Genomic DNA, 25,496 nt, shown 5'->3' with positions numbered 1-25,496 from the left:
TATGACAACTATGAATGAATCAAAAAGCAGCAAAGGCTTTCAAATGTCACAAATCACACAGAAGCTTGGCCCGTTGTTGGGACTCATTATTTTGGTGATTATCGTATCGGTCTTAAATCCCAGCTTTTTGGAACCGCTTAATATTTTGAATTTATTGCGCCAGGTATCCATTAATGCGTTGATTGCGTTCGGTATGACCTTCGTTATTCTCACAGGCGGAATTGATTTGTCAGTCGGCTCCATATTAGCACTATCCAGTGCGTTTGTCGCAAATATGATGCTGGCCGGGTTCGATCCTATTTTGGCGATTATCATCGGTTGTGCATTGGGTGGCGTGATGGGGATGGTCAACGGCTTGATGATTACAAAAGGTAAAATGGCTCCGTTTATCGCTACACTAGCAACCATGACTATTTTCAGAGGATTGACACTCGTTTATACCAACGGTAACCCTATTACAGGACTCGGAGACAGTCTGGTATTTCAATTGTTCGGACGTGGCTATCAGTTCGGTATTCCGGTTCCAGCGATTACGATGCTCATTACCTTTGCTGTCCTGTGGATCATTTTGCATAAAACACCCTTCGGACGTAAAACGTATGCCATTGGTGGTAATGAGAAGGCTTCGATTGTATCTGGTATTAAAGTACCGCGTGTAAAAATTTGGATTTACTCTCTGGCTGGAATGCTCTCTGCATTGGCGGGAGCTATCTTGACTTCGCGTTTGAACTCGGCGCAACCGACAGCAGGTACTTCTTATGAATTGGACGCCATTGCGGCTGTCGTATTAGGTGGAACAAGTCTCTCAGGAGGACGCGGACGAATCGTAGGTACATTAATTGGTGTGCTTATCATCGGTACGCTAAACAATGGCTTGAACTTGTTGGGGGTTAACTCTTTTTATCAAATGGTGGTAAAAGGGATCGTCATCGCTATTGCTGTATTGATTGACCGTAAAAAATCCGCATAATACACCTAATTTGCGTAGAAGGAGACACATAAATATGAAAAAGCTTACATTAATCATGACTGCCTTGCTGCTCCTGCTCATGACAGGGTGTTCCTTGGAACCGCCCGAATGGGCGAAACCTAAAGCGGCCGCGAACCTGAAGGACATCAAAATCGGCTTATCGATCTCAACGCTGAATAATCCATTCTTCGTCTCTCTCAAAGACGGAGTTGTGGCAGAGGCCAAAAAACAAGGAATGCAGGTTATTGTTGTGGATGCACAAAATGATTCGGCGAAGCAAAGTAATGACGTGGATGATCTGATTCAACAGGGAGTAAACGCGTTACTTATAAATCCGACAGATTCGTCGGCCATCTCCACAGTGGTACAATCAGCGAATGCATTGAACATCCCGGTTATTACACTGGACCGTTCTGCTGACAAAGGAGACGTAAAAGCACTTGTTGCTTCAGACAACGTAGAGGGAGGACGAATGGCTGCCAGATATGTGATTGATCAAGTTGGAAAAGGTGCCAAAGTGATCGAGCTGGAAGGTGTTCCAGGAGCATCCGCTACCCGTGAACGTGGGAAAGGCTTCCATGAAGTAGCAGATAAGGATCTGAAAGTCATAGCTAAACAATCGGCCGATTTTGATCGGACGAAAGGTTTGAACGTGATGGAAAATCTGCTGCAAGGCAACCCGGACGTTCAGGCAGTATTTGCCCACAATGATGAAATGGCGTTGGGTGCGATCGAAGCAATCCAAAGCTCAGGTAAAAACATTCCAGTCATCGGTTTTGACGGTAACGAGGATGCGCTTAAATCAATTAAGGAAGGAAAACTGACAGCGACTGTAGCTCAGCAACCCGAGCTTATTGGTCAATTGGCGGTGCAGGCAGCTAAGGATGTACTTCAAGGTAAAACCGTGAAAACATCCATTCCCGCTAAGCTGGAGTTAGTGGATCAATCGAAATAAAAAGGGCGCTTGACCCACATATTAAGCTATTCGGACTGATGCTGTAATGCGCATCAGTTCTTTTTTTTGGCTATTCTACGATGACGATACATACACATAAATGGAAGTTTTTTATTTTTGTATTGTAAGAAGAGACGGTAATAGATAGAATAACAATTGTATGATAATGAGAATCACTATCATATTATGATTGTTTATATCTAAGGAGGACGTATATTGTGCAACAAAGGTACAGATTAAAATGGGAATCCATGCTTTGTCTTGTGGTTCTTTTGATGGTTGTATTGAGTGCATGTGGAAACGCAGTTAGCAACAACCGGGCAAACGACAAGACCAGCACTAATGATCCTTCCGGGCAATCCAAAACGGTTGTCATGCGCGAATATACTGATGCTACCGGCAATAAGATCAGTATCCCTTCAAGTCCGCAGCGAGTCGTCACGACTCAATATTTGGATGCGATGCTAACTTTAGGTGTTAAGCCTGTAGGGGCTGCTTCTCATGTGTTAGAAGACGACTATTTAAAAGGAAAAATTGACGGGATTGCTGATATTGGGAACCCGACGAATGTTGAAAAGGTACTGGAGCTACAACCTGACCTGATCATAGCAACAGAAGATACCCCTCCAGAAGTGAAAGAGCAGCTGAAGAAAATTGCTCCTACGGTAGCCGTATCGTTTGGAGATGGGGATGTATTTAAGCAACTGCGGGATGTCGCAGCTGTGCTGGGTAAGGAGAAGGAAGCCGAGCAGTGGATCGCTAGTTTCAACAAAAAGGCTGAAGAAGGTCGAAAGAAGCTGGCTGGAAAATTCAAAAATGATGAAACGGTCACCATTTATATGACCTACGGTAAGGATGTGCTCAGAGTATATGGGGCGCGAAATGTAGGACATGTCATTTACCGTTCACTGGAATTGAATCCTCCTGAGTACATACGCCAGAAGCTGGCGAAGGACCCGAGATTTAATTATGTTTATGATGTTATTTCAATGGAAAAGCTGCCTGAATTGTCAGGAGACCGAATTATTATGCTGGTTTATGATGAAGCGAGCAAGGACGGAATGCTTAAGCAAATTGAGCAAAGTGCACTGTGGAGAAATCTCCCGGCTGTCAAGAACCACAAAGTGTATTTCATCAAAGCCGATCCGTGGTTTACGTACTCACCGCTAGCCGTTGACCAATCGCTGGATGAGGCCGTTAAAATGTTTTCCGTTGATCCGAAGTGATCAGTTTAATTGAAATTAGAAAGGAGAAGTCATGACTATGCTTAGACGATTTTTTGAATACTACCGTCCTTACCGGACTTTGTTCATCATTGATTTCTCTTGTGCCTTGCTGGCAGCACTGCTGGAGTTAGCTTTTCCACTTGCAGTCAACCGGGTGGTCGATGATTTGCTACCCAGTGGGAACTGGAAATGGATTTTATATGCCTGTCTAGCTCTACTCGGTATTTATGTCATAAGTGCTGCGCTGAATTACGTAGTTACCTATTGGGGGCACAAGCTGGGTATTAACATCGAATCGGACATGCGTAAAAAGCTGTTTGATCGGGTACAAAAGCAATCTTTTCGCTTTTTTGACAATAACAAAACAGGGCATCTCGTGTCACGTATGACCAACGACCTGATGGATATTGGGGAAATTGCCCACCACGGACCCGAAGATTTGTTCATCGCGTTGATGACACTGGGGGGAGCCTTTGGAATCATGCTCGGCATTAACTGGAAGCTGGCTGTACTGACTTTCATCATTGTACCCCTCATGATTTACTTGTCTCTTTATTTCAGCCGTAAAATGTCTGCTGCATTCCATCGTATGTTTTCTGATATTGCGGATTATAACGCTCGTATTGAAAATAATGTCAGCGGGATTCGCGTTGTTCAAGCGTTCTCCAACGAAGCACATGAAATGGAACGTTTTGCTGAGAATAATGGACGTTTTCGTAAAACGAAGCTGATCGCGTACCGGATTATGGCCTGGAATTCCTCGATTAGTTTTATACTAATGAAGCTGGTTTCATTGTTTGTTCTTGTGTGTGGAACATGGTTTGTTATCGAAGGGCAGATGACCTACGGGGAATTTATCGCATTTGTGATGCTGTCTAATGTATTCCTGGGGCCAATTAAACAAATTAATTCTGTCATCGAAACGTATCCGAAAGGGATTGCCGGCTTCCGACGGTACCTGGATTTGCTGGAAAGTGAATCGGATGTAGAAGATCTGCCTGGGGCCAAGGCGGTTAGCCATCTTAATGGAGATATTCAATTTGCAGGTGTAACGTTTGGTTACGAAAACAAAGATAAGGTATTACGCAAAGTAGACCTATCTATCCATGCAGGTGAAACCGTAGCACTTGTAGGTCCTTCAGGAGCAGGTAAAACGACACTTTGCAGTTTGTTGCCTCGCTTCTATGATGTCGAGGAAGGTAGCATTACCATTGATGGGATGGGTATCCGTGAAATGAAGCTGGATTCGCTGCGATCCATGATTGGTATCGTACAGCAGGATGTATTCCTCTTTGATGGAACGATTCGTGAAAATATTGCTTACGGTAAGCTTGACGCTTCGGAAGAAGAAATCTGGGATGCTGCTCGTCGAGCTCAGATTGAAGACCTTGTTCGCTCATATCCGGATGGTCTGGATACAATGATCGGTGAGCGAGGTGTGAAGCTCTCCGGTGGTCAAAAGCAACGTTTGTCTATTGCCCGGATGTTCCTTAAAAATCCGCCTATTCTCATTTTAGATGAAGCGACATCAGCATTGGATACAGAGACAGAAGCCGCGATTCAGCAGGCGCTGACAGAGCTTTCCCAAGGTCGCACGACACTCGTTATCGCACATCGTCTGGCAACAATCAAAAATGCTGACCGCATTATCGTAGTTGCAGATCAAGGGATTGCCGAGCAAGGCAGACATGAAGAGTTATTGGCAGTAAAAGGAGCATATAGTCGCCTGCACCAAGCTCAATATGGAACGTAAATAGGCCGATATGACACCGTAAATAGAGAGAGGAAGATTGGGCTTGACAAAGAAAATGTGGATTGTGATGATGCTTCTGTCAGTCATTTTAGTTCTTACCGCCTGTAGTGGAAACGTGAAGCAGCCGGATGAAAAGCAGAATCAAACTTCTAGTGAACAAAAGTCAGAGGAAATGAAAACAGTCAAAACGATTCATGGAGATATTAAGATTCCGGTTCACCCTCAGCGGATTGTAGTAGATATGTACCAGAATGATTTACTAGCACTAGGGATTAAACCTGTGGGAAGTGTTAAATATTATCTGGATAATCCGTTTTCGAAGGATCTTGTACAAGGCATTGCAAGCATTGGAGACCGCGGTAGTGTATCCATTGAAAAAGTATTGGCTCTACAGCCGGATATGATTCTGATTGGTTCCAAAGATGCTTCTGAATATGAAAAATATAGTAAAATTGCTCCGACCATCGTCATTCCTTATGGAACGTACAAGAATGTGCATGAGGAACTGACAGCTTTTGGTGAGCTGCTTGGAAAAGAACAGGAAGCCCAAACATGGCTTGCCCAATACGATCAGCGGATGCAGGCCGCACGTGACAAGCTAAAGGGAATTATTCAGCCTGAGGATACGTTCACCGTAATGGAAGCTTCGGAAAAAGAATACTATGTATATGGTGATAATTTTGGCAGAGGAGGACAGGCCGTATACAGAGGACTCAATTTGACACCTCCGCCGCTTGTCCAAAAAGAATTATTAGGTGAGACTCAATGGAAGTCGGTGTCAAAAGAAGTCATTAATCAATATGCAGGCTCTTATATCTTTCTGACGGTTAACAAGGATTTGAGAGGTTACAAAGGAGACAGCATATGGAAATCACTGAATGCGGTCCGGCAAGGTAAGGTTTTTGAGCTTCAGGAGGATCGATATTGGTACTTCGACCCGATTGCCATTGTAGGACAAGCTGAGGAAATCGCAGATATGATCGTCCAGCGGAATAAAGAGAACGCCGCACAGAAGTAGTCGTTTCGGTGTTGTTCGCAGCCCTTTGGTATTTATGCCGAAGGGCTTTATTTTTTCACAATAGGGTAGAGCATTAGGCACTCCTCGAAATTTGCTATTGAAGCTATTGCCACATTAATTTACAATAGTAAAGATTGCGTGATAATAATTCTCATTATCAACATCATCTTCAACACAGTTCGTGATAGCTACATACTATTCAACAGTAAGGGTGAACAATAGTTATGAAATTATCAGAATCATCAGATGGCCCCGCTCAAAGTAAACATAACCAGTCGCCGACTCAATTCCACTCGCGACCTTGGGCGGCTACGCTTATCCTGACAGTTGGGCTTGGAATTTTAGCGTTCGGTATCGCGCTATCCCTATCTTTTGGTGCAGCCTCTATTAGGCTAGAAGAGGTATGGAACGCTGTTTTTCATTTTAAACCCGAGTTGCAAAACCATCAAATTATTTGGGAAATCCGTCTACCTCGAATTCTGGGTGGGGTTTTAATCGGTGTTTGCTTTGCCGTTGCAGGTGCAATTATGCAAGGAATGACTCGAAATCCACTTGCTGACTCGGGCTTGCTTGGACTGAACTCGGGAGCCAGCTTGGCGATGGCGATTTGCTTTGCACTTTTTCCGGGTTCTTCTTTTTTACAATTAATGTTGTATTCCTTCGTTGGTGCAGCTCTGGCTGTTGTGATGGTATATGGTACAAGTTCTATATCCAAATCAGGTCTCACGCCAGTTCGTCTTGTATTGGCGGGTGCAGCTGTCACGGCATTGCTGTCTGCCTTAGGAGATGCGATCAGTTTGTACTTTAATGTTGGACAGGATTTGGCTTTTTGGTATGCCGGAGGGCTTAGTGGAACCAAGTGGGTTCAGCTCGGTATAGTTTTGCCTTGGGTTGTGGCAGCTTTTATCGGCGCTCTCATGTTGTCGCGCTCCATTACGCTGCTTAGTCTGGGAGACGAAATTGCATTGAGTCTTGGTCAGCGAACTGGGGTGGTAAAGGTAGTCGGGATGATTCTTGTTCTGATTCTGGCGGGTGCAGCGGTGTCATTGGTTGGCTCTATAGGTTTTGTGGGATTGATTATTCCCCATATAACCCGCAAGCTGGTTGGCGTCGATTATCGCTGGATTATTCCGTGCTCGGCCATTATGGGAGCTTTACTCATTGTGTTTGCCGACCTGGCAGCCCGTATGATTAATGCGCCTGAGGAGACACCAGTGGGTGTACTTATTGCCTTAATTGGGGTTCCGTTCTTCCTTTATCTGGCACGTATGGAAAGGAGGGCACTGTAAAATGAATAACGTTACGAATGGGGCTATTGCCAAAGCTAGTCATCGTAAAAAAATCCATGATTGGATGGTTGTTGTCATTCTGCTTATATTGCTCATTGCTGCGTTCACCATAAGTGCAAATACGGGAACCATCCGACTTTCGCCAATGGAGCTATTTAGAACCTTGTTTGGGCAAGGGACTCTACAGCAGGAATTAATCCTATTTGAATTCCGATTGCCACGAATGGTTATTTCCCTTCTAATCGGTGCAGGCCTCGCTGTTTCTGGCTGCATTATGCAGGGAGTTTCGCGTAACGGTCTAGCGGACCCTGGTATTCTGGGGATTAATGCGGGCGCCGGGCTGATGGTCATGCTGTTTGTATTGCTTTTTCCATCTATGCAAACTACGAATTCATTGTTTTTACTTCCCGCTCTTGCGCTGATTGGATCAGGAGCAGCTGCTATTCTGATCTACGCGCTTTCTTACAAGAAAGGCGAAGGAATTTCCCCAACAAGGCTACTGCTGAGCGGGATTGGTGTAGCGGCGGGTATCAGTGCTGCGATGATCATTATGACTCTTAAGCTGACACCTGAAAGCTACACGTTTGTAGCTAATTGGTTAGCAGGAAGCATCTGGGGCTCAAACTGGAAATTCGTAATGGCTCTGTTGCCTTGGCTGATTGTATTACTTCCTTTTGTATACTACAAAGCAAATGTGATGAATGTGCTTAATCTGGGGGATCAGACCGCATCGGGGTTGGGTACACCTATCGAAAAGGAACGTATTCTCCTTCTGGCTGCTGCGGTTGGATTGGCCAGTTCTAGTGTTTCGGTTAGTGGCGGTATCGGCTTTGTCGGTTTGGTGGCTCCACATTTGGCGAGAAAGCTGGTGGGCCCGAAGCATAAAATGTTGCTGGTAACCTGTGCTTTAGTCGGAGCACTCCTGGTACTTGTAGCGGATACGATCACACGATCTTTACCTTTACAGAAAGAAATTCCGACAGGTTTGATTGTAGCCATTCTTGGTGCGCCATACTTCTTATATCTGCTGAGTCGCTCCAAAGGGTAACATCCGAAAGAGTACTACCTGTCAATTAAAGGCTACACACAACAAATAACCTTCAACACCACTAAGGAGAAGTGGGGCTGAAGGTTATTTTTTCATTTGATTAGCAGCCTTTCATCTCAACGGGAAGTATTCAAGGCATGAGAGGTTTGATGCAGCTCTCTGATCATTTTATGCAACGTGTAATTTTCCTGACGTGTCACGCCGTGTTGATTTTCCTGAACCAGCAATTGATGGATGTTTCGTTTTAGAATTTCACTTCGACGTTCCAGCATTTCGGTACTCATAAATAAATGAACACTCCCTTTGTCATGAATAAACCTACATTTTTGAAATGAGCATAGGTCGAATATAAGGTTGCCTTTCGACTTCTTTAAGTATATCGTGCTGAATGATCAAGGGAAAACGGAGCTAGACTGCAAATTACTTTTTCTCATCATCCATGCCGTGTCGACAGCGACTCACCCCATGAGTTCTTAGATATACTTCCTGATGCTGGCGATAACAAGGGATTAGGGGCAATTAACTTAATGTATATAATTTGACTGTCTCATGTTTTCTGATTTAAAGGCTATCATGGGGAGTTGGGGTTCTTGTGTGGAACATGACGGTTGGACAGCTCGAATAATAGATCATTCGATTTGTGTTCAATATGAACATACAGTTGCGATAACAGAGGATGGTCCTCAAATTCTGACACTGCTATAAAGTAGTAGTGCCTTTCTGGTTACTGGCGAACAAAATTATAACGAATATGAACCGCATTTATGCGTTTTTTTAATGCTAAATGCTTTCGCTCGGCTGCTAAATAAGGGGGAAAACGCTCTATTTACCCTTGAAAAGCGTTTAAAAAACAGCGTATAATATAAATTATACGCTGTTTAGGTTTAAAACGACTTTTGGAATCTCTTCTGCGTAAGATGTCGATTGAATTGTCGATAAAAATAAGACGAAAATGATCGTTTTACAGTATATTTCGGAATATGAACTGAATTGGAGGCGAGCGGGATGAAAAAAGAGTTGCGACATGTGGAGCTCGATACAACAGAAGAAATTGATGAAATATATACTGAGGAGCTGGAAGCTTTTTTGATTTGGATGAAGGATGCTGGATATACGATACATACGCAAAAAAATTATATAGGGGATGTGAAGCAGTTTTTACGCACGTTGCGTGATAAACCACTCGATCAGGTGAAGAAGATTCATGTTATGTCGTATTTGTCTAAAGCGCGGGAGGGAGGAGCCGGAGATAGTACGCGGAACCGGAAGCATGCAGCGGTGAACAGTTTTTTTAAAGCGCTACAGGAATTTGAGTTATGCAGCACAAATCCGGCAGCGGGAATTAAAAAAGCAAAGACTGAAAAGAATCGTATGCCCGTCTATCTGGATGAAAAGGATATTCATCCGTTTTTGCTCGCGGTGGAGGGGAAATATGCAAATCGTAATATGGCAATTTTTCTGCTGATGGTCTACATGGGATTGCGGGTGGGGGAGGTTCACTCATTGAATGTCTCGGATTACAGTCGAGAAAGACGTACCTTAGATGTGTTCGGTAAAGGACGTAAGTGGCGTACTCTCCCGGTACCGGAAGCCGTGTGTGATTTTGTGGAGCATGCGTTGGAGGAAAGATTGACGCCGTGGAGAGGTAAAGAGGATGCGATGTTTGTATCCCAAAAAGGTCGCCGTCTGGCAGTGCGCACCATTCAACAGATCGCTACAGAAACGTTCGAAAGATTCCAGCAAGATAAGAGTATAGAACGCCGGGAGGCTTATTCCAGCCATAAGCTGAGACATACATTTGCGACAATGCTATTGCGTAAGGGAGCAGATCTGCGTACCGTACAGGAGCTGCTAGGGCATTCATCCATTCAGACAACCACAGTATACACACATGTCACTGATCGGGAAAAAGAAAAAGCAATGGATAAGCTGGATATTCAGATACCAATATCAGGATTATAAGTACAGCGTGAAAGTTGAGATTAAATGAAAATGAGTTTACATAATAATAATTATGTAAACTCATTGGGCAGAATTACATCCTGACTTGAAAATCACATCAACGGCATTAGGTCATTACAATCATGAACGTAGTATTCTTTTTCATAGCGTTAGTCTTGTTTTTGATTGATTTGTTCCAAATGATGCCGCAAATGCTGAATATAATCGTCAACTAGCCACTGTAATGTTTCGGTGGAGTGGTCATCTTTTTGAAATCTTTTCTTAGAATCGAATGATGTACATGAGTTTAAAACATTTATGATTTGCTTATTCAATAGTTTCCATAGATGTATGACATCCACGTAAGAGAACACTTCCTGATACTGATTAGCTGCCACCCATTCATTTTGCGCATACGATTCAATTTTGATAGGGGATGTTGAATGCTTAATCATGATAAATCTTCGATGATTCTCGCCAGTTCTTCAACAGCATTCTTCAATAGACTAGCCTCCTTATTTTAATGATCGTCTTATGATTAGCATTAGAATAATTCAAAATAAGCTGGAAAGCAATGGTGAATTAAAGGTTAGTATGATATTGCCTTGACGAAAGCTAACACAAATTTATTTAAAGAAATAAATTTGAACCTGGTACTATGGTAGTTAATTTAAATGAGGGCGTTCTCATGAAAGAAGAACATCCCTATCAATTTTTTGAATCCTACAAATCTAAGCATAAGATGCCTTTGTATCCTAACGTTAGAATGATAACAAAAGTGATTATTCGATGAGTGCCGGATTGAGTAATACAAATAAGAGGGAAACCGTTTAGTTTACATAATATATATTATGTTTTTCGTTGTGGTAGAATCTGCAAGTGGATCGCTCTTGTTAAGTGTCCGCTTGCAGATTCAAGTTTCACTGACAATATAAAAATAGCTTATTTTTCAGTTGAGAATATACCGGTGCGTCTATATTTCATTTTCTGGGGGAGATTCGATCATCACTCCTTCGACATGCTTGCGTCTCAGCAGTTTCCGTTTTTTGCGGTTTTCCTTGGTTTCTAAAACAATATCCAGATCATAGTCGTCAGGATACAGTTCAGTAGCAGCGATGTGAAGGACGAGCCTCTTTTTGTTAATGCTCAGTTTTTGTCCTTGGATCAAAATTCCGACATTCCCCCGTTCATCCTCGGTTTTGTATACAATTCCAGTTCGATCCAGGTAGCCTACATAAACACTATCACCAAGGGCAAATGGCTTGGTTTTGAGAGGAAGTTCTTGTTTCCTCCGTTTTGTGGCTGTATCGTCAAAAGCCGCTTTTTTAGGAAGAGACTTATTTGCATCATCAGACATTTCATCATCAACACAAGGGGGAATAACAAACGATTCCTGTGTATTTTGAGATGCTCTGCCCGCAGAAATGGCCTCGGAACGCTCGATAATACGTGTCCACATGCCCAGCTTCAGGGCAATTGCATATGCGTAGCTTTCTCCGGCCTCTCCAATGCGAAGTCGGTACAAAGGCTGTAGCGTTTCGGTATCAAACTCCATACGAGCATTCTGAAATCCCGGTGTATTTTCAGCAAAATGCTTAATTTCGCTAAAGTGCGTTGTAGCCACTACTGTCGCCCGGCGACGATGGAATTCTTCTAGCAACGCGATAGAGAGACCTACTCCTTCTCCCGGATCGGTGCCGGATGCCATTTCATCAATCAGGATCAGAGTAGAGTTGCCTGTTGTCTCTAATATGCTAATCATGTTGCGGATGTGTGCAGAAAAGGTGCTCAAAGCATGTTCAATGCTTTGTCCATCCCCGATGTCTACCACAATTTCCTCGAATACAGCCATTCGGCTGCCATGCAAAACAGGTACCAGTAGCCCAGATTGCACCATTAGTGTTAAAAGACCGACGCTTTTGAGGGCCATCGTTTTTCCGCCTGTGTTCGGTCCGGTGATGATGAGTGAGGAATATCCTTCGCCAATTGAGAAATCAAGCGGCACCATGGTATTGGACATCAACGGGTGACGTGCACCTTGGATGTCTATAATCCCGTTAAGGTTAAGTTCGACAGGGATAGCATCCAGAGTCATGGCGTATTTGGCTTTTGCCAATAAAAAATCCAATACACCTACTGTCTCTGTATTGATGCTTAGTTCCCGGTTGTATGACTCAGCCATTGCCGTCAGGTCTCCCAGCACTTTCATTTCTTCTTTTGATTCTTCTGCCATGTTCGCGCTCTGATCGAATTGCAGATTCGTAATCTCGGCAGGTTCAACGTAAACCGTTTGACCACTTCCTGATTCATCCAGTACATTACCTTTCACTTGTTTACGGAATTCTTTTTTGATTGGAAGCACGTAACGGCCATTGCGCTGACTAATCATATTTTCTTGCATAATGGATCGGTGACGGCTGGTGAGAGAGTCAAGTTTTCTCTTGATACGTTCTTCAGTAACCGCAATTTTTTTGCGAATTTTAGCTAGTTCTTTACTGGCCATATCCGTCACACGTCCCGAATGAATACATCTTTCGATTTCGGATAAAAGTGGCTCCATGCTATACATGGAAGATGCATAAGCGCTGACGGTTGGAGCAGCGTCCGCCTTGGAATGCATATATTTTATCAGTTGAATACAGCTTCGAATGAATTGAGCCATATGAGAAAAATCACGCTCGCTGAACATATACCCGGTTCCGAGCAGTTGAAGAATGTGCTCCATACCTTCCAACGAAGGAACAGGAACGCTTGCTCCGTGGCGAATGATCTGTAACGCTTCGTTCGTTTCGTCAAGACGAATCTTAATGGTACGGATATCAGTAATTGGCCGCATAGTAGCAGCGTGACGCTTACCCAGGTAAGAAAAAGCACATTCAGAAACTCTTGTTTTAATTTGATCATATTCCAAACGCAGCATTGTAGTTTCGTTCATGAATAAATCTCTCCTTTGGTTGTGTGGTGTAAGGATTTAGAAAACCTTGCTGTTAAAATAAAAAAGGGCGGAGAATGAACAAAACGTTCATTCTCCGCCCTTAAGGAAAGAGGGAATTTATCTTCAAATAAGCCTGTTATTCAACTTTTGTAGTTCCGAGTTCCGTGTTTCCAATTCATTCACGCAATAGTTCTTTGCTAAGATATTGGGATCGTGAAAGGAAGACGTTTAAAGGGAAGTTACAAAATCTGAAAACAAAAAAACCGCGCTGAACACAGCACGGAATAGGGCCTAGATGAAGATAATCCCGAAGGCGATCTATGATATCCGCATGTTCTTAACTAATATCAGGGTAACAATACAGCAACAAACAAACCTGTCCCCGAAGGGTACAAGCGCCTGATGATACTCCCTGAATATGCAATTGCTTAGTTAAGAACGTTCACCGACATCAAAATCTCTCCCTTAATTGAAGATATAACCATACTATACGATTGGACAGGCGTTGAAGTCAAGTCCTACTTCTTTAATACGCTACAATGGTGATCATTATATTAACATAACATATATTATGTATACTCGATATCTAATAAAGTTTTGTTATCTATTAAATGATAATGAGAAGGATATTCAACAGGCTATTAACCGCCTTGTCCAAGGTAGAACGGTCATCGCTATTGCTCATTGCCTCAAAACGATACAAAACGTAGACCGTATTGTAGGATTGGACAAAGGAATGGTCGTGGAGCAGGGACAACATGATGAGCTGTTGGATGATAACGGCCTGGATGCACGATTGTGGAAAAGACAGCATGAAGGAAGAGAGTCATAATCCGTCTGAAATTATGATACAAACATTAAGAAACCGCCCCGGAGGATGGCATATCACCTCTCCAGGGGCGGCTTCTTGTGCTGCTATTCAGAATCATCGGCTATGACAGCTTGTACAGGCCGCCTGTCACGAAGCAATGCTAACAACAGCGTCGCTCCGACCAAAAACAAGCCGGCGCTCACGGTATATACGGTGTTCAGGGAGGATTCGTGTTTGAGTGTTCCGCCAATACTCATACCGACGACCATCATCCCGGAGAACAGGGGAGAGAGGGCACCACCGACGCGGCCGATAAAAGCAGCTTCGGCGTTTTTCATCATCATTGTGTTGATACCGATATGAATGCAAGGATAAAATAGGCCGCTAAAAACTTGTAGTGCCATGGTCAGCACAATATTGTGCGACCATCCGACTCCAAATGTTGTCAGTGTGCTGACCAAAAGTCCGACCACCAGCAGTAATTGCGGCTGTACTTTTTTGGCAACCCCCATAATCAGACCGCCTCCCACCAGCATAGCCGCTCCGTTCGCCATTAATGGCCATTGCAGGAATTCCTTGTTTTGTCCAAGGTTCTCGATGGCGATAAAAACCATTAATGGTTGAATAAGTCCGACTGCTAGCCCAATTACGGTGAATGTTCCCCCAAGCGTGCGAAGTGTGCGGTTATTCCATACATAACGTATTCCTTCTTTAAGCTCTTGAATGAAATGAGGGGGTTGATCATCTATCTCAAGTGCTTGTTCATCTTGTGGAATACGAGTCAGGACAAGCGCCGAGATGAGAAACAATATTCCGGTTATAGACATTGAAATGAAAATTCCAAAGTATTGATAAATAGATGTACCGATAACGGGGCCGATAACCATAAATAATGCCATGAGAGATTGAAAAAGGGCCATCACTCCCTGAAGCTGTTCTGGTGCTACATGCTGCTTAAATATCTTCATCGCAGACGGCTGAGAAAATTGAGATAGAATGGCCGAAAAGAAAGTGGACAGCAAAAGCACCTGCCATGACCCGTACCATAATGCCAACAAGACAATAAAAATAGAGGCAGCGGACAGCAAATCGCAACTAATCATGGTCCGTTTGGGCCGCCAACGGTCCGCGAATGTTCCTCCAATGATAGCGAACAGAAAAATAGGCATGAATTCAGCAACTGAAATGAGCGACACGTATACGGGATCATTATGAGTCAAATCTGTTACATACAACAGTATGGCAAAGTTGCGCACCCAAATGCCCAAATTTAGCAGCGCATTGGAGGCGATTATGGTCCTTATATATGGATTATTAAACAACTACAAACTCTCCTTTCCTTTTCCAGGGTACAAGATCCTTGAGATGTCATTTTAAATAAACAAAAAATATTTTTGTCTATGTAATAATAGATAATATAATAAATTAACTACTATTTAGTCAAATGTTTTTTGAATCATGAAGAAAGTAGAGCATAGAAAATAAAGAGGTCAATGATCGTTAAGAACGTGAAATAGAATAGTAGTAAAAGTACTCACTTTAAACTTGTGAATTAGGAATGATATCTAATCGAAAAATTAATTTACATAATAAATATTATGTTAACTAAAAATATTTATCTTAATAATAGGCGGCTGAATCCGATGTACCTTTTAAAATCATAGTGATATAATTACGCGTACATGCCTGAAAAGGAGCGAATGGAACGTAAATGAACTTTCAAGTGGATTTTTTATCTTTTTTTGTAATTCAGGTAGATGGAAAAGAAGGACAGGGTGGTAAGTCCTATAAGCATTACGCTACGATGGACGACTACGATTATGACGAAAGCGATGTTAAAAAATTTCTGGACGGGGAATTTACTCGTATTAGCAAGCGGAAGGTTGAAAAAAATCCCAGCACAGAGCAGGCACCGACCAAAATCGGCCGCTTTATCGTCGAACCCGAGCATGAATTGAGCAGTAATCCGAATTTTAATATGTTCGCCCGACTGCGGGCAGCAGAGGATAAGGAAGATTTTAAAAATGCTTGTGACGATCTGGTGCGGATGTATCTGGATACGAGCGCAGTACGCGGCGGAGCGCTGATCATTGTACAGGCAACCTTGAATACACACTCGGATGATCCGTTTATTTTTGTGCTTAAATGTGATTTCGAGCCTAAAATTGCCAGAATTACTGAAAGCAGTCTGGTGAGTGAGGTCGAAATGGCTATTTCTGCCCGTAATATGAAATCCATCATGTATCCTTACATGCTTGAGGAGGGGATGAACGATGAGTGGGAGCTTAAAATTCACCAGTCTTCGCATGCCCGGTATTTTGAAGATTTTTTGAAATTCGTGACCTATGAGCAATCCATGCCGGAAATCGTCAATGAGCATGTCATGGGCTTCGTTCAGAATTACGTAGAAACCAAATGGCCGGATGCATCTAATGAGGAAAGACAGCAGGAAGAGCGCGATCTGGAATTGTGGGCGGCGAGCGAAAAGCGGGATCTGCAAGGGAAATGGGAACCCCTTCAAGTCGTAGAGGCTGCACAGCATATTGTCGAGCTGAAACCAGAGATTGAAGTGCGTTTCAAACTAGATGATACGGCCGTGCGTGGGCTACTGTCCGACTTTGGCGCCAAGCTGCATATCACGAAACTTCATGATCGATATGCACTTATTATTGAAGGTGACGCATTTACGTTTGAAAAGGGATTTTCACCGATTGAGCTGCTTCAACCTGAATCGTTTGAAACGGTGGCTGAGCGGCTAAAAGAGAAACGCCAGCATGAAAATGAGTATGTGGATGGCGATACGCCACCTTGGTAATTCGAATGCATAGCAGGACGACAAACTGAACTTTTACATTTATAACGACTAAAAAACTGGCCTCTCAACGGATATTACCGCTGTGGAGGCCAGTTTTGTTTAGCTTTTATGTTCCCGATCTACACATGAACTTTGCTAATTTGATCTTTCAGCTTGTCCGCAGATTGAAGCAACTTTGCACGTTCCTCGTCATTGAGCGGAAGATCCAAAATTTCACGTACTCCATTGTGATCTACGATACTTGGAACGCCTAAATATACGTCAGATACTCCGTTATAATTTTCCAGCAAGGTGGACACATTAAGTACCGACCCCTCGTCTCCGAGAATGGCGGCTACAATTCGGTCGAGAGCCAGCCCGATAGCATAAGAAGTTGCGCCTTTAGCATCTATAATTTCATAGGCAGCATTCTTGGTATTTTCAAAAATTTCATTTTTCGTTTCTTCACCCAGTTCAAGCGGAGTTCCAGCAACGTTGGCTGTGCTCCATACAGGTAACTCGGAGTCACCGTGTTCTCCAATAATATGAGCGTGGATGCTTCGTGGATCGATGCCCTTTTGCTTCCCGATCAAATAGCGGAAGCGTGCGCTGTCCAGCAACGTTCCTGATCCAATGACTCTACTTGAAGGCCAACCACTGCGTTTCCAAGAGATGTAGGAGAGAATGTCCACTGGATTGGTTGCGATCAGCAAAATGCCGTGTGTATTGACCTTGACGATATTATCAATAATACTTTCAAAAATTTCGGCATTACGCTTGAGAAGATCAATACGTGTTTCTCCCGGCTTTTGTGAAGCTCCCGCTGCAACAATGATGATATCTGCATTACGGCAGTCTTCATAATCACCCGCCCATACTTTGACACCGCCGAGAAAAGGAAGCCCATGATTCATATCGAGCATTTCACCCTTCGCCTTTTTGACGTTGACATCAATAAAGACAAGTTCTTGCATGCGTTGGCGCAGCAGCAGGGTGTAGCCGGTTGTTGTGCCAACCGCTCCCATGCCGACAATAGCCACTCTACTTCGTTTGTAAGGTTTTAAGCTCATAAAATCCTCATCTCCTTCTCGGGTTGTATACCTTTTCATTTTGGGATATTACTTAAAAATTTATCTTTCCAACTCAGTGTACCCTATATACTAACCCATCGCAAAGAAATATGACATTTTTCCTTGACTTCAAAGGCGAGCTCGCTAATAATTAATCGAATGATAAGAACACGCACTAAAGCGTTGCAGCACCGATATTGACGCATGAAATTATGGAAAGAGGATTCGGCATATGGACTTATTTCGAAAAAAAACAGGACTGCTCCCGCATGAGGAAAGCGGATCTACAGGTCGCTTAAAGAGAACAATGGGTGCCTTTGATCTCACCATGCTAGGTGTAGGATGTATTATCGGTACCGGGATTTTTGTTATTACTGGCAAGGCAGCAGCAGAAAATGCAGGTCCTGGATTGATGCTCTCCTTTGTTATTGCAGGTATTGCCTGCGTACTAGCAGCCTTATGTTATGCGGAGCTATCATCTACAGTTCCCGCAGCTGGGAGCGCTTATGCGTATAGTTATATTGTATTTGGAGAAATTTTGGCCTGGGTACTGGGTTGGGACCTGATTCTGGAATATGGAGTGGCGGCCGCCTCTGTGAGTAGTGGATGGTCTGCATACTTTCAAGGCTTGCTGGCTGGATTTGATATACATTTACCGCTGGCTTTAACCGCAGCCTTCGATTCGACCAAGGGAACCATTATTGATCTACCAGCCGTGTGCATCATTATGCTCATCACACTGTTACTGAGTCTCGGAGCCAAGGAGACGGTTCGATTCAATTTAATAATGGTTTGTGTTAAAGTCGGAGTTGTATTGCTATTTATTGCAATCGGTATCTTTTATGTTAAGCCTGACAACTGGACACCATTTTTGCCTTATGGATTTTCTGGTGTTTTGAGTGCTGCGGCAATCGTATTTTTTGCTTATCTGGGTTTCGATGCCATCTCAACTGCAGCCGAAGAAGTTCGCAATCCGCAGCGGAATATGCCCATCGGCATTATTTCTTCTCTTGCGATCTGCACGGTATTGTACATTGCCGTTTCAGTTGTGCTAACGGGAATGGTACCTTATACGCAGTTGGGGGTAAGTGATCCTGTTGCGTTTGCCCTCCGTTTTATTCATCAGGATTTCGTAGCCGGATTGATTTCAGTCGGAGCGATTGCGGGGATGACCACCGTTTTACTGGTGCTGTTGTTTGGTCAAACACGGTTGATTTTCTCCATGTCACGTGATGGTCTTTTACCCGTTTTTTTATCTAAAATAAATGCCAAAACTCAAACACCGATTCGAAGCACTTGGCTGGTAGGTAGTATTATCGCATTGGCTAGTGGATTGTTCCCGTTACATGCACTGACCAATTTGACGAGTATTGGAACCCTGTTCGCTTTTGCTGTGGTATCGGTAGGGGTTATCGTTCTGCGCAAGAAACGCCCTGATTTGAAAAGAGGCTTTACTGTGCCGTGGGTTCCGTTGCTCCCGCTTTTAAGTGCGTTGGTTTGCATCGGTCTGATGCTTCAGCTTCATATTAGCACCTGGATTGGATTCATTGTGTGGCTCCTGCTTGGATTGCTGATCTATTTCTTCTATGGATACCACAAAAGTTTGTTGAACCGTAAATCCTAATAAATTTTAGTATAAAAAGCCGGCATCCTGCACTTTTGTGAAGGGGCCGGTTTTTTTTGTCATTACGCGAAATGTGTCACATAGAGGTGTTTATGGTATAATTCTGTTTCAGATAAGCTTTTGGCACGTGATTACAGCATGCCATCGAGGGAGGATTTTTATATGAAACTGCGCTGGCGTGCGCTCTTGGGGGGAGTACTACTGCTGATAGGTATTCTGCTGACTGCCTGTTCTGCTGAAGCCCCAGAAACGTTAACAAAACCTCCGATTGAGGAACCTGATGATCAGGGTCAGACGATTACTATTAATCCACCAGTGACTCCAAAGGTGGGCGATCCCAACGCCAAATATGTAGTTCAGACGCGAATAGCGGATTTTCATTTGATTGATAATAATAAAGGGTTAGTTTGGGGAGTTACCCATAATGAGCTCCGACTTTATGATACTCATGATGGCGGAAAGACATGGAATAATATTTCCCCCTCCGAAAACGTCCAATTTCAAGACAAACTTGAATATGGAAAGGACATCAGTTTCACTGATTCGCGTCATGGTTGGGTTGTCCGCCAAAATTTGGACAAAACAGCAACCGTCATTCTGAGAACAGCAGATGGAGGACAGAGCTGGGATGTTTCAGCGCTTCCAAGCGGGGATCATGTGAGCTCGATCCAATATGTAAATCCAACTACTGGCTGGATCATGGCATATGTAAAACTGAATGAGCAGGATCAACAAAAACTGTTGTATCACACCACTGACGGTGGAGCCACGTGGAATAAAGTTGCGCAAAGTTCTGGTATGACATCCAACAAATCAGGCTCAGGTTTACCCGATCGGGGCAGTCTGGCCGGGATGAGCTTTTCTTCCAACAAGCAGGGATTTGTAGCGATCAATCTAGATAACAGTGTTAAGTTGTACAAGACTTTGAATCAAGGGAAAACCTGGACGCCGGTAGCTAACAGAATTCAGGGCTGCCCTCAGGCCAAAGCAGAAGCCCAGCAGTCTCTGAAAGGGAGCAGTACCTCGTATTGGATTCCAGTTCTTTGCTCTGGGGTTAACGGCACAAAATATAATGGACTGTTTACAAATGATACAGGGGCCCAATGGAGCGATGTATCTTTGGGTCTGAGTAGCAACATTAATTCTATTATCCCTGGCCGTACGTTTCTAAACGAAAAGGAAGGGTGGATCATAACCGAAACCGGATTGACCCGTACATTGGATGGGGGGAAGACGTGGACAAGTCTCACAGGCAACAAAGTGCTACCCTTGAAGCTAAAAGACTACCCACGATCGGTCAAGCTCCGTTTCGCCTCTTCTTCGGTGGGTTGGCTGCTTCTGGAACGCCTTGATGACAAGAAGTCACTGCTGCTGAAAACGACGGACGGCGGTGCGAACTGGAGAATTTTATAATCGCTATAAAGGTGATTGCCCTGGGGTATTTTTCTCAGGGCGTTTTATTTTTAAAAAATTTAAATTTTATACGACTATATGTGAAAAAAATCACAAACTAACGAATAAGCCGCTGTTATACTAAACCTGTAAACAACGATAGGAGTGATAATCATGAGAGCGAATCAGGATCATATGTTAACCCAATACTACCTACAATTTTGTTATACTTGCCAGGATGCCTATGGTTGCACGACTGAAGAGGACTGCAAGCAGTGTGCAGAGCGTTACGCTGAAGACGAAGATCATGAAGCTCTGGATGAAACACAACGTTATCTCCAGCTTGTACATGTGTAAATCAATGAATCATTCTGATATCGCCATATCTTGAGCCTCCCGGATTATTCCGTGGGGGCTCTTGGCGTTCTTGAGGGTTGCTATCAAATTTGGGCAGGAACATACATATACTGTTATGGAAAGCTTAGGTCAGGTCAGGATGCCCGGTCGTTTCCCTGTGGAATGCCTGGCGGAGAGGAGTGCGGTGCATGGGTTTTGAATCATTATGGATGTTCGATTGGCTGGGCACGGTACTGCCCGTATTTTTCGTTGTCGTGTTGGGTATTGTCGTGTTGTCTGCAGGCAGGGAAGTCATGGAATGGAGTCGGAATAAAAGGCAGCCTGTACTGACGGTCGGTTCCCGAATTACGGCCAGAAGGACACATCTCCAACAGAGGCGGCAGGAGGAACAAGGGACTCGCACCTATACTTTCTATTACGTAACCTTCGAAGTGGAAAGTGGCGACCGGATGGAGTTTAAGGTATCTGGGGAAGAATATGGTCAATGCGCTGAAGGGGATGAGGGACGGCTTACTTTTCAGGGTACAAGGTATATCGGGTTTCAGCGTCTTAATCGCTATAGCTTGGAACAGGTTAAAATGTAGAATTCAGTCTAATTATTTTTGGATTCATTTACAGCCTTCTGTAAGAAACCAGGGTAGGGGGCTGTAGATGTTTCTTGTTCAGCACATTTTGGTACATATATACTAGAACAGAGTAGTTCAGAGGAGGAATGATTCGTGTCATTTGAGGGACAAGTTGTTATTGTAACAGGAGCGGCGCATGGCATTGGGAAAGAGGTCGCTTTTGCCTACGCTGCTCAGGGTGCCCATGTTGTATTTGCGGACTACAATGAGGAAGAGGGTGCCGCAGCCGCTGCAGTAGCCCGGAACGAGGGCTATCAGGCCATTTTTATTCCTTGTGATGTACGGAAGGAAGAAGATATTGTGGCGCTAATCCGTGCCACGGTAGAAGAATACGGCACGATTCATACGCTAATTAACAACGCAGGCGTATCCAAATGGAAATCTCCATATGAGTTAACGCTAGCAGAATGGGATGACATTTTGAATACTAACGTACGCAGCTGTTTTATTGCCACTAGGGAAGCAGCTAAGGTGATGAAACGAAACGCAGAAGGTGGCTCTGTGGTCAATATGACCTCTACACGAGCTTTCATGTCAGAGCCGAATACAGAAGCCTACGCGGCATCCAAAGGAGCCATTGTGGCTCTTACGCACGCGATGGCCATATCACTAGGAAAGGACGGGATTCAGGTCAATTGCATCAGTCCAGGGTGGATTGAAACCGGGGATTATGAGCAATTGCGTACAGAAGACCATCAACAGCATCCGTCTGGGCGAGTAGGAATCCCTAAGGACATCGCACGGGCCTGTCTGTATTTGACACAACCCGGCAATGATTTTGTAACTGGTACGAATCTGGTAATAGATGGTGGCATGACGCGTAAAATGATTTACGAGCCGTAGTAAAAGCCTAAATGAGTAGTCCCAATTTTGGGGCTATTTTTTTTGTTTTTCTGGACTGTCACCCATTGGGCATTTGTACCATATGATAGGGTATGTGATGGAGAAGCGAGGAGGGGACGCGTTGGCTGTAATCAAGACCAACTCAGAGGATGTAAGGACACTCGCCCGATTGATGCGGGCAGAGGCCGAAGGAGAAGGAGAGCAGGGGATGCTCATGGTTGGCAATGTCGGAGTAAATAGGATTTTGGGCAATTGTCTGGATTTTCAGGGGATTCGCCTTATGAACGATATGGTGTTTCAAAGTCCAGGCGGATTTGAAGCTACCCAAAAGGGGTACTTTTATCAAAGAGCCCGTGACCGTGACATTCGTCTTGCCCGTCGTGTCATTAATGGGGAAAAAATACGCCCGGCGTCCAATGCATTATGGTTTTTCAGACCGGCAGGAGACTGTCCGAACACCTGGTATAACCAGACCAATACCGGACGTTTTAAAGCCCATTGCTTTTTTAGCCCGTCTGTACAGGATTGTCCTGCCGTCTATTAGAACGCTTCAACATGAGTTTGAATAATTTAAAACCATTTTAGGAGGAATTTACATGATTTCACAGCAAGCTTACCGTCCTGTTTCTTATCCTGCTGGTAGCGGGTATCCCGAATGGCCCAGAGGGATGAATCCGGTCGGAACTATGCAGCCCATCAGCACCTTCCCCCCTCAGGTTAACAGCGGTAGTGCGATGACACCGGCTGGTATGGTGGTACAGAGCCAGACTCCACAATTTGAGCAATCATATATTGAAAACATTTTGCGCTTGAACTTGGGTAAAACAGGTACCTTTTATATGACGTATGAAAATAACCGGGAATGGAATGCGAAAATATTCAAAGGTATTCTGGAAGCAGCGGGTCGTGACCACATTATTATCAGTGATCCGGCTACGGGCAAGCGGACGATTTTGCTGATGGTGAATCTGGACTATGCTACTTTTGATGAGCCATTGTTGTACCAATATCCCGGCGTCATCGGGAATCCGGGTGCATCCCCGGTTCGCTGATGCCTTTATATATATGAGTCTACATCCTCTGCCAGACGGCAGGGGATGTATTTTGTTTATAATCTTTCTTAAATATAGTAGCTTTCTTGGTGGTAAGCGGCGAAAACGAGAGCTTTACGACCTAAATGATAGTGGAGCTGTTTTTTCTGACATTGCTTGTGGTTTGACTGTATAGAGTATAGTTATATAATTAAATATAAGCTGATGAATAATCTAATCATTTATGCGGAATATGGCTTTGGAAGCCGGAAGGAGTGAATGTGTTGGGAAGTTGACGCTGCTTATGATGTGTTATCGTTCTGTCTATGATGAAACTATCCGAAGGAGGTGCGCCTGTCTGCCGTAATGACGGCTGATGGGGAGCATATTGAGTGACCCTTTACCGAGTATGTTTAACTTATTTATTGTTTTTGCATTAGTACTATTGAATGGTTTTTTTGTATCTGCGGAATTTGCCATGGTGAAGGTCAGAGGCAGCCGTATTGAGACTTTGGTGGAGGCGGGCAATAAAAAGGCCGTATACGCCGCCAATATGTTACACAACTTGGACGCTTATTTGTCTGCCTGCCAGTTGGGTATTACACTGGCATCGTTGGGACTAGGATGGATCGGAGAGCCGGCCATCGCACATTTGATCGAACCTGTATTTACAGCCGCTGGATTAGGAGCGGTATATGTGCACGGTACTGCCGTGGTTATTGCATTTATTGTTATTACGATTCTGCATATTGTGTTGGGTGAATTGGCGCCCAAAACGATAGCTATTCGTAAATCTGAGACCATTACGCTGTATTCAGCCATGCTGATGACTTGGTTTTACAAGTTGATGTATCCATTCATATGGGCGTTAAATGGAATGGCGAACAGCCTGCTGCGTTTATTCCGTCTGGAGCCGGTATCCGAGAATGACGATTCCGCGCATACCGGAGATGAAATACGCATTCTGATGAAAGAAAGCAATAAGAGCGGACTAATTGATAATACGGAATTGGCGCTTGTTGATAATATATTTGATTTTACCGACACGACCGCCAGGGAAATCATGATTCCGCGAACTGAGATGATCTGCTTATACAGTAATGAGTCCACAGAAGAAAATCTCGCGATTGCGACGGAAAGCATGAGAACCCGTTATCCAATCTGCGCCGAAGATAAGGACCATATTATCGGCTTTATCCATATTAAGGACCTTCTGCGGGCGAACACACTGGATACCCGTACGATGATTCGACCGATTCTTGCTGTCCCTGAATCTACGCAAATTAGTGATCTGCTCAAACGCATGCAGCGTAGCAAGACGCAAATCGCAATTTTGATTGATGAATATGGCGGTACATCGGGTATGGTAACGCTGGAAGATATTATGGAAGAAATCGTTGGTGAAATTCAGGATGAGTTCGATCAGGAACGTCCGAGTTGTGAGCAGATTAATGACGAGGAATTTTCCATTGACGGCATGTTATTAATTGATGAAGTGAACGACCGCTTTGGGCTGGATCTTGATCATGAGGATTATGATACGGTAGGGGGCTGGCTATACTCACATGTCGAGGTTATTCCCCCACAGCCTGGTCAGACTGTAATGTTTGAGGGATGTATGTTCACGGTAGAAGAAGTTGAAAACAAGCGGATTTCACGTATTCGGCTGATAAAACAGCCTATCGTCGTGGAAGAAGCAGGAGTCTCATAACGGAATAAACCTAGAGAGCGACCTTGAACGATGTGGGGTCGCTTTTTATTTTGTCTCCTTTACAGAATGGACATGAATTGATATGATGTTCGTGTGATTGTC

General features: G+C 43.9%; 21 protein-coding genes and 2 pseudogenes. 19 read left to right on the top strand and 4 right to left on the bottom strand.

Annotation, left to right across the window (positions count from 1 at the left end; genetic code table 11):
- The first annotated feature begins 1 nt into the window (after nucleotide 1).
- From MKX46_RS03130 to MKX46_RS03100, 7 genes are all read left to right on the top strand, one after another.
- Nucleotides 2-970 carry an ABC transporter permease subunit gene (locus tag MKX46_RS03130; RefSeq protein ID WP_013310465.1) on the top strand — a complete coding sequence of 323 codons (969 nt, stop codon included), beginning with the start codon at nucleotides 2-4 and terminating at the stop codon, nucleotides 968-970.
- Nucleotides 971-1,004: 34 nt separating this feature from the next.
- The gene (gene rbsB / locus MKX46_RS03125; protein WP_025720638.1) at nucleotides 1,005-1,925 is read left to right on the top strand and encodes a ribose ABC transporter substrate-binding protein RbsB; all 921 of its coding nucleotides are present in this window, start codon (nucleotides 1,005-1,007) and stop codon (nucleotides 1,923-1,925) included.
- A 218-nt stretch (nucleotides 1,926-2,143) separates the two neighbouring features.
- Nucleotides 2,144-3,151, top strand: a complete 1,008-nt coding sequence (locus MKX46_RS03120) for an ABC transporter substrate-binding protein (protein WP_029517486.1) — start codon at nucleotides 2,144-2,146, stop codon at nucleotides 3,149-3,151.
- Between the two features lie 37 nt (nucleotides 3,152-3,188).
- Complete coding sequence (locus tag MKX46_RS03115) at nucleotides 3,189-4,904, top strand: ABC transporter ATP-binding protein (RefSeq protein ID WP_029517487.1); 1,716 nt, start codon at nucleotides 3,189-3,191, stop codon at nucleotides 4,902-4,904.
- Nucleotides 4,905-4,941: 37 nt separating this feature from the next.
- Nucleotides 4,942-5,922, top strand: coding sequence for an ABC transporter substrate-binding protein (locus MKX46_RS03110; protein ID WP_341070898.1), 981 nt, complete (start codon nucleotides 4,942-4,944; stop codon nucleotides 5,920-5,922).
- 224 nt (nucleotides 5,923-6,146) lie between these two features.
- Nucleotides 6,147-7,211: a FecCD family ABC transporter permease gene (locus MKX46_RS03105; protein ID WP_069011772.1), complete on the top strand. Its 1,065-nt coding sequence runs from the start codon at nucleotides 6,147-6,149 to the stop codon at nucleotides 7,209-7,211.
- Between the two features lies 1 nt (nucleotide 7,212).
- Nucleotides 7,213-8,259, top strand: coding sequence for a FecCD family ABC transporter permease (locus MKX46_RS03100; RefSeq protein WP_341070897.1), 1,047 nt, complete (start codon nucleotides 7,213-7,215; stop codon nucleotides 8,257-8,259).
- 116 nt (nucleotides 8,260-8,375) lie between these two features.
- Here MKX46_RS03100 and MKX46_RS03095 read toward each other — a convergent pair whose 3' ends face one another.
- The gene (locus tag MKX46_RS03095) at nucleotides 8,376-8,543 is read right to left on the bottom strand and encodes a hypothetical protein (RefSeq protein WP_007432475.1); all 168 of its coding nucleotides are present in this window, start codon (nucleotides 8,541-8,543) and stop codon (nucleotides 8,376-8,378) included.
- A 298-nt stretch (nucleotides 8,544-8,841) separates the two neighbouring features.
- On the opposite strand from MKX46_RS03095, the pseudogene MKX46_RS03090 reads away from it, so the two are divergent.
- Nucleotides 8,842-8,964, top strand: a pseudogene (locus tag MKX46_RS03090) (type I methionyl aminopeptidase); the annotation flags it as partial.
- Nucleotides 8,965-9,264: 300 nt separating this feature from the next.
- A complete protein-coding gene (locus MKX46_RS03085) occupies nucleotides 9,265-10,221 on the top strand; it encodes a tyrosine-type recombinase/integrase (protein WP_029517491.1) in 957 nt (318 codons plus the stop codon).
- Nucleotides 10,222-11,173: 952 nt separating this feature from the next.
- Here the strand turns inward: MKX46_RS03085 and MKX46_RS03080 are convergent.
- Entirely contained in the window at nucleotides 11,174-13,135 is a 1,962-nt protein-coding gene (locus MKX46_RS03080; RefSeq protein ID WP_341070896.1) for an endonuclease MutS2, read from the bottom strand.
- A gap of 613 nt (nucleotides 13,136-13,748) precedes the next feature.
- On the opposite strand from MKX46_RS03080, the pseudogene MKX46_RS03075 reads away from it, so the two are divergent.
- Nucleotides 13,749-13,967, top strand: a pseudogene (locus MKX46_RS03075) (ABC transporter ATP-binding protein); the annotation flags it as partial.
- An 83-nt stretch (nucleotides 13,968-14,050) separates the two neighbouring features.
- Here MKX46_RS03075 and MKX46_RS03070 read toward each other — a convergent pair.
- Nucleotides 14,051-15,268, bottom strand: coding sequence for an MFS transporter (locus MKX46_RS03070; RefSeq protein ID WP_341070895.1), 1,218 nt, complete (start codon nucleotides 15,266-15,268; stop codon nucleotides 14,051-14,053).
- 389 nt (nucleotides 15,269-15,657) lie between these two features.
- On the opposite strand from MKX46_RS03070, the gene MKX46_RS03065 reads away from it, so the two are divergent.
- A complete protein-coding gene (locus tag MKX46_RS03065) occupies nucleotides 15,658-16,761 on the top strand; it encodes a DUF3900 domain-containing protein (protein WP_069011777.1) in 1,104 nt (367 codons plus the stop codon).
- Between the two features lie 119 nt (nucleotides 16,762-16,880).
- Here MKX46_RS03065 and MKX46_RS03060 read toward each other — a convergent pair whose 3' ends face one another.
- On the bottom strand, nucleotides 16,881-17,810 hold the full coding sequence (locus tag MKX46_RS03060) for an L-lactate dehydrogenase (RefSeq protein WP_341070894.1): 930 nt from the start codon (nucleotides 17,808-17,810) through the stop codon (nucleotides 16,881-16,883).
- Between the two features lie 232 nt (nucleotides 17,811-18,042).
- Between MKX46_RS03060 and MKX46_RS03055 the strand changes: the two genes are divergently transcribed.
- The 8 genes from MKX46_RS03055 to MKX46_RS03020 all read left to right on the top strand — a co-directional run bounded on the left by MKX46_RS03055 (nucleotide 18,043) and on the right by MKX46_RS03020 (nucleotide 25,394).
- A complete protein-coding gene (locus MKX46_RS03055; RefSeq protein WP_029517497.1) occupies nucleotides 18,043-19,434 on the top strand; it encodes an amino acid permease in 1,392 nt (463 codons plus the stop codon).
- Between the two features lie 162 nt (nucleotides 19,435-19,596).
- Nucleotides 19,597-20,847, top strand: a complete 1,251-nt coding sequence (locus MKX46_RS03050; RefSeq protein ID WP_029517498.1) for a WD40/YVTN/BNR-like repeat-containing protein — start codon at nucleotides 19,597-19,599, stop codon at nucleotides 20,845-20,847.
- A 153-nt stretch (nucleotides 20,848-21,000) separates the two neighbouring features.
- On the top strand, nucleotides 21,001-21,183 hold the full coding sequence (locus MKX46_RS03045) for a hypothetical protein (RefSeq protein WP_029517499.1): 183 nt from the start codon (nucleotides 21,001-21,003) through the stop codon (nucleotides 21,181-21,183).
- 188 nt (nucleotides 21,184-21,371) lie between these two features.
- Nucleotides 21,372-21,767: a DUF2500 domain-containing protein gene (locus tag MKX46_RS03040; protein WP_013371386.1), complete on the top strand. Its 396-nt coding sequence runs from the start codon at nucleotides 21,372-21,374 to the stop codon at nucleotides 21,765-21,767.
- 135 nt (nucleotides 21,768-21,902) lie between these two features.
- Entirely contained in the window at nucleotides 21,903-22,652 is a 750-nt protein-coding gene (locus MKX46_RS03035) for an SDR family NAD(P)-dependent oxidoreductase (RefSeq protein WP_340932305.1), read from the top strand.
- A 121-nt stretch (nucleotides 22,653-22,773) separates the two neighbouring features.
- Complete coding sequence (locus tag MKX46_RS03030) at nucleotides 22,774-23,196, top strand: cell wall hydrolase (RefSeq protein ID WP_029517501.1); 423 nt, start codon at nucleotides 22,774-22,776, stop codon at nucleotides 23,194-23,196.
- A 52-nt stretch (nucleotides 23,197-23,248) separates the two neighbouring features.
- A complete protein-coding gene (gene gerQ / locus MKX46_RS03025; protein ID WP_029517502.1) occupies nucleotides 23,249-23,704 on the top strand; it encodes a spore coat protein GerQ in 456 nt (151 codons plus the stop codon).
- Nucleotides 23,705-24,092: 388 nt separating this feature from the next.
- Entirely contained in the window at nucleotides 24,093-25,394 is a 1,302-nt protein-coding gene (locus MKX46_RS03020) for a hemolysin family protein (RefSeq protein WP_193373352.1), read from the top strand.
- Nucleotides 25,395-25,496 lie beyond the last annotated feature (102 nt).

Origin of the sequence: Paenibacillus sp. FSL P4-0113 (assembly GCF_038009305.1) — a bacterium.
GTDB lineage: Bacteria > Bacillota > Bacilli > Paenibacillales > Paenibacillaceae > Paenibacillus > Paenibacillus polymyxa_D.
This window is presented reverse-complemented; position numbering and strand designations above follow the sequence as displayed.

Coding starts and splice junctions, on each gene's coding strand:
- MKX46_RS03130 (WP_013310465.1), top strand. CDS start 2: ATGACAACTATGAATGAATCAAAAAGCAGCAAAGGCTTTCAAATGTCA.
- rbsB (WP_025720638.1), top strand. CDS start 1,005: ATGAAAAAGCTTACATTAATCATGACTGCCTTGCTGCTCCTGCTCATG.
- MKX46_RS03115 (WP_029517487.1), top strand. CDS start 3,189: ATGCTTAGACGATTTTTTGAATACTACCGTCCTTACCGGACTTTGTTC.
- MKX46_RS03105 (WP_069011772.1), top strand. CDS start 6,147: ATGAAATTATCAGAATCATCAGATGGCCCCGCTCAAAGTAAACATAAC.
- MKX46_RS03100 (WP_341070897.1), top strand. CDS start 7,213: ATGAATAACGTTACGAATGGGGCTATTGCCAAAGCTAGTCATCGTAAA.
- MKX46_RS03095 (WP_007432475.1), bottom strand. CDS start 8,543: ATGAGTACCGAAATGCTGGAACGTCGAAGTGAAATTCTAAAACGAAAC.
- MKX46_RS03085 (WP_029517491.1), top strand. CDS start 9,265: ATGAAAAAAGAGTTGCGACATGTGGAGCTCGATACAACAGAAGAAATT.
- MKX46_RS03080 (WP_341070896.1), bottom strand. CDS start 13,135: ATGAACGAAACTACAATGCTGCGTTTGGAATATGATCAAATTAAAACA.
- MKX46_RS03065 (WP_069011777.1), top strand. CDS start 15,658: ATGAACTTTCAAGTGGATTTTTTATCTTTTTTTGTAATTCAGGTAGAT.
- MKX46_RS03060 (WP_341070894.1), bottom strand. CDS start 17,810: ATGAGCTTAAAACCTTACAAACGAAGTAGAGTGGCTATTGTCGGCATG.
- MKX46_RS03055 (WP_029517497.1), top strand. CDS start 18,043: ATGGACTTATTTCGAAAAAAAACAGGACTGCTCCCGCATGAGGAAAGC.
- MKX46_RS03050 (WP_029517498.1), top strand. CDS start 19,597: ATGAAACTGCGCTGGCGTGCGCTCTTGGGGGGAGTACTACTGCTGATA.
- MKX46_RS03045 (WP_029517499.1), top strand. CDS start 21,001: ATGAGAGCGAATCAGGATCATATGTTAACCCAATACTACCTACAATTT.
- MKX46_RS03040 (WP_013371386.1), top strand. CDS start 21,372: ATGGGTTTTGAATCATTATGGATGTTCGATTGGCTGGGCACGGTACTG.
- gerQ (WP_029517502.1), top strand. CDS start 23,249: ATGATTTCACAGCAAGCTTACCGTCCTGTTTCTTATCCTGCTGGTAGC.
- MKX46_RS03020 (WP_193373352.1), top strand. CDS start 24,093: ATGTTTAACTTATTTATTGTTTTTGCATTAGTACTATTGAATGGTTTT.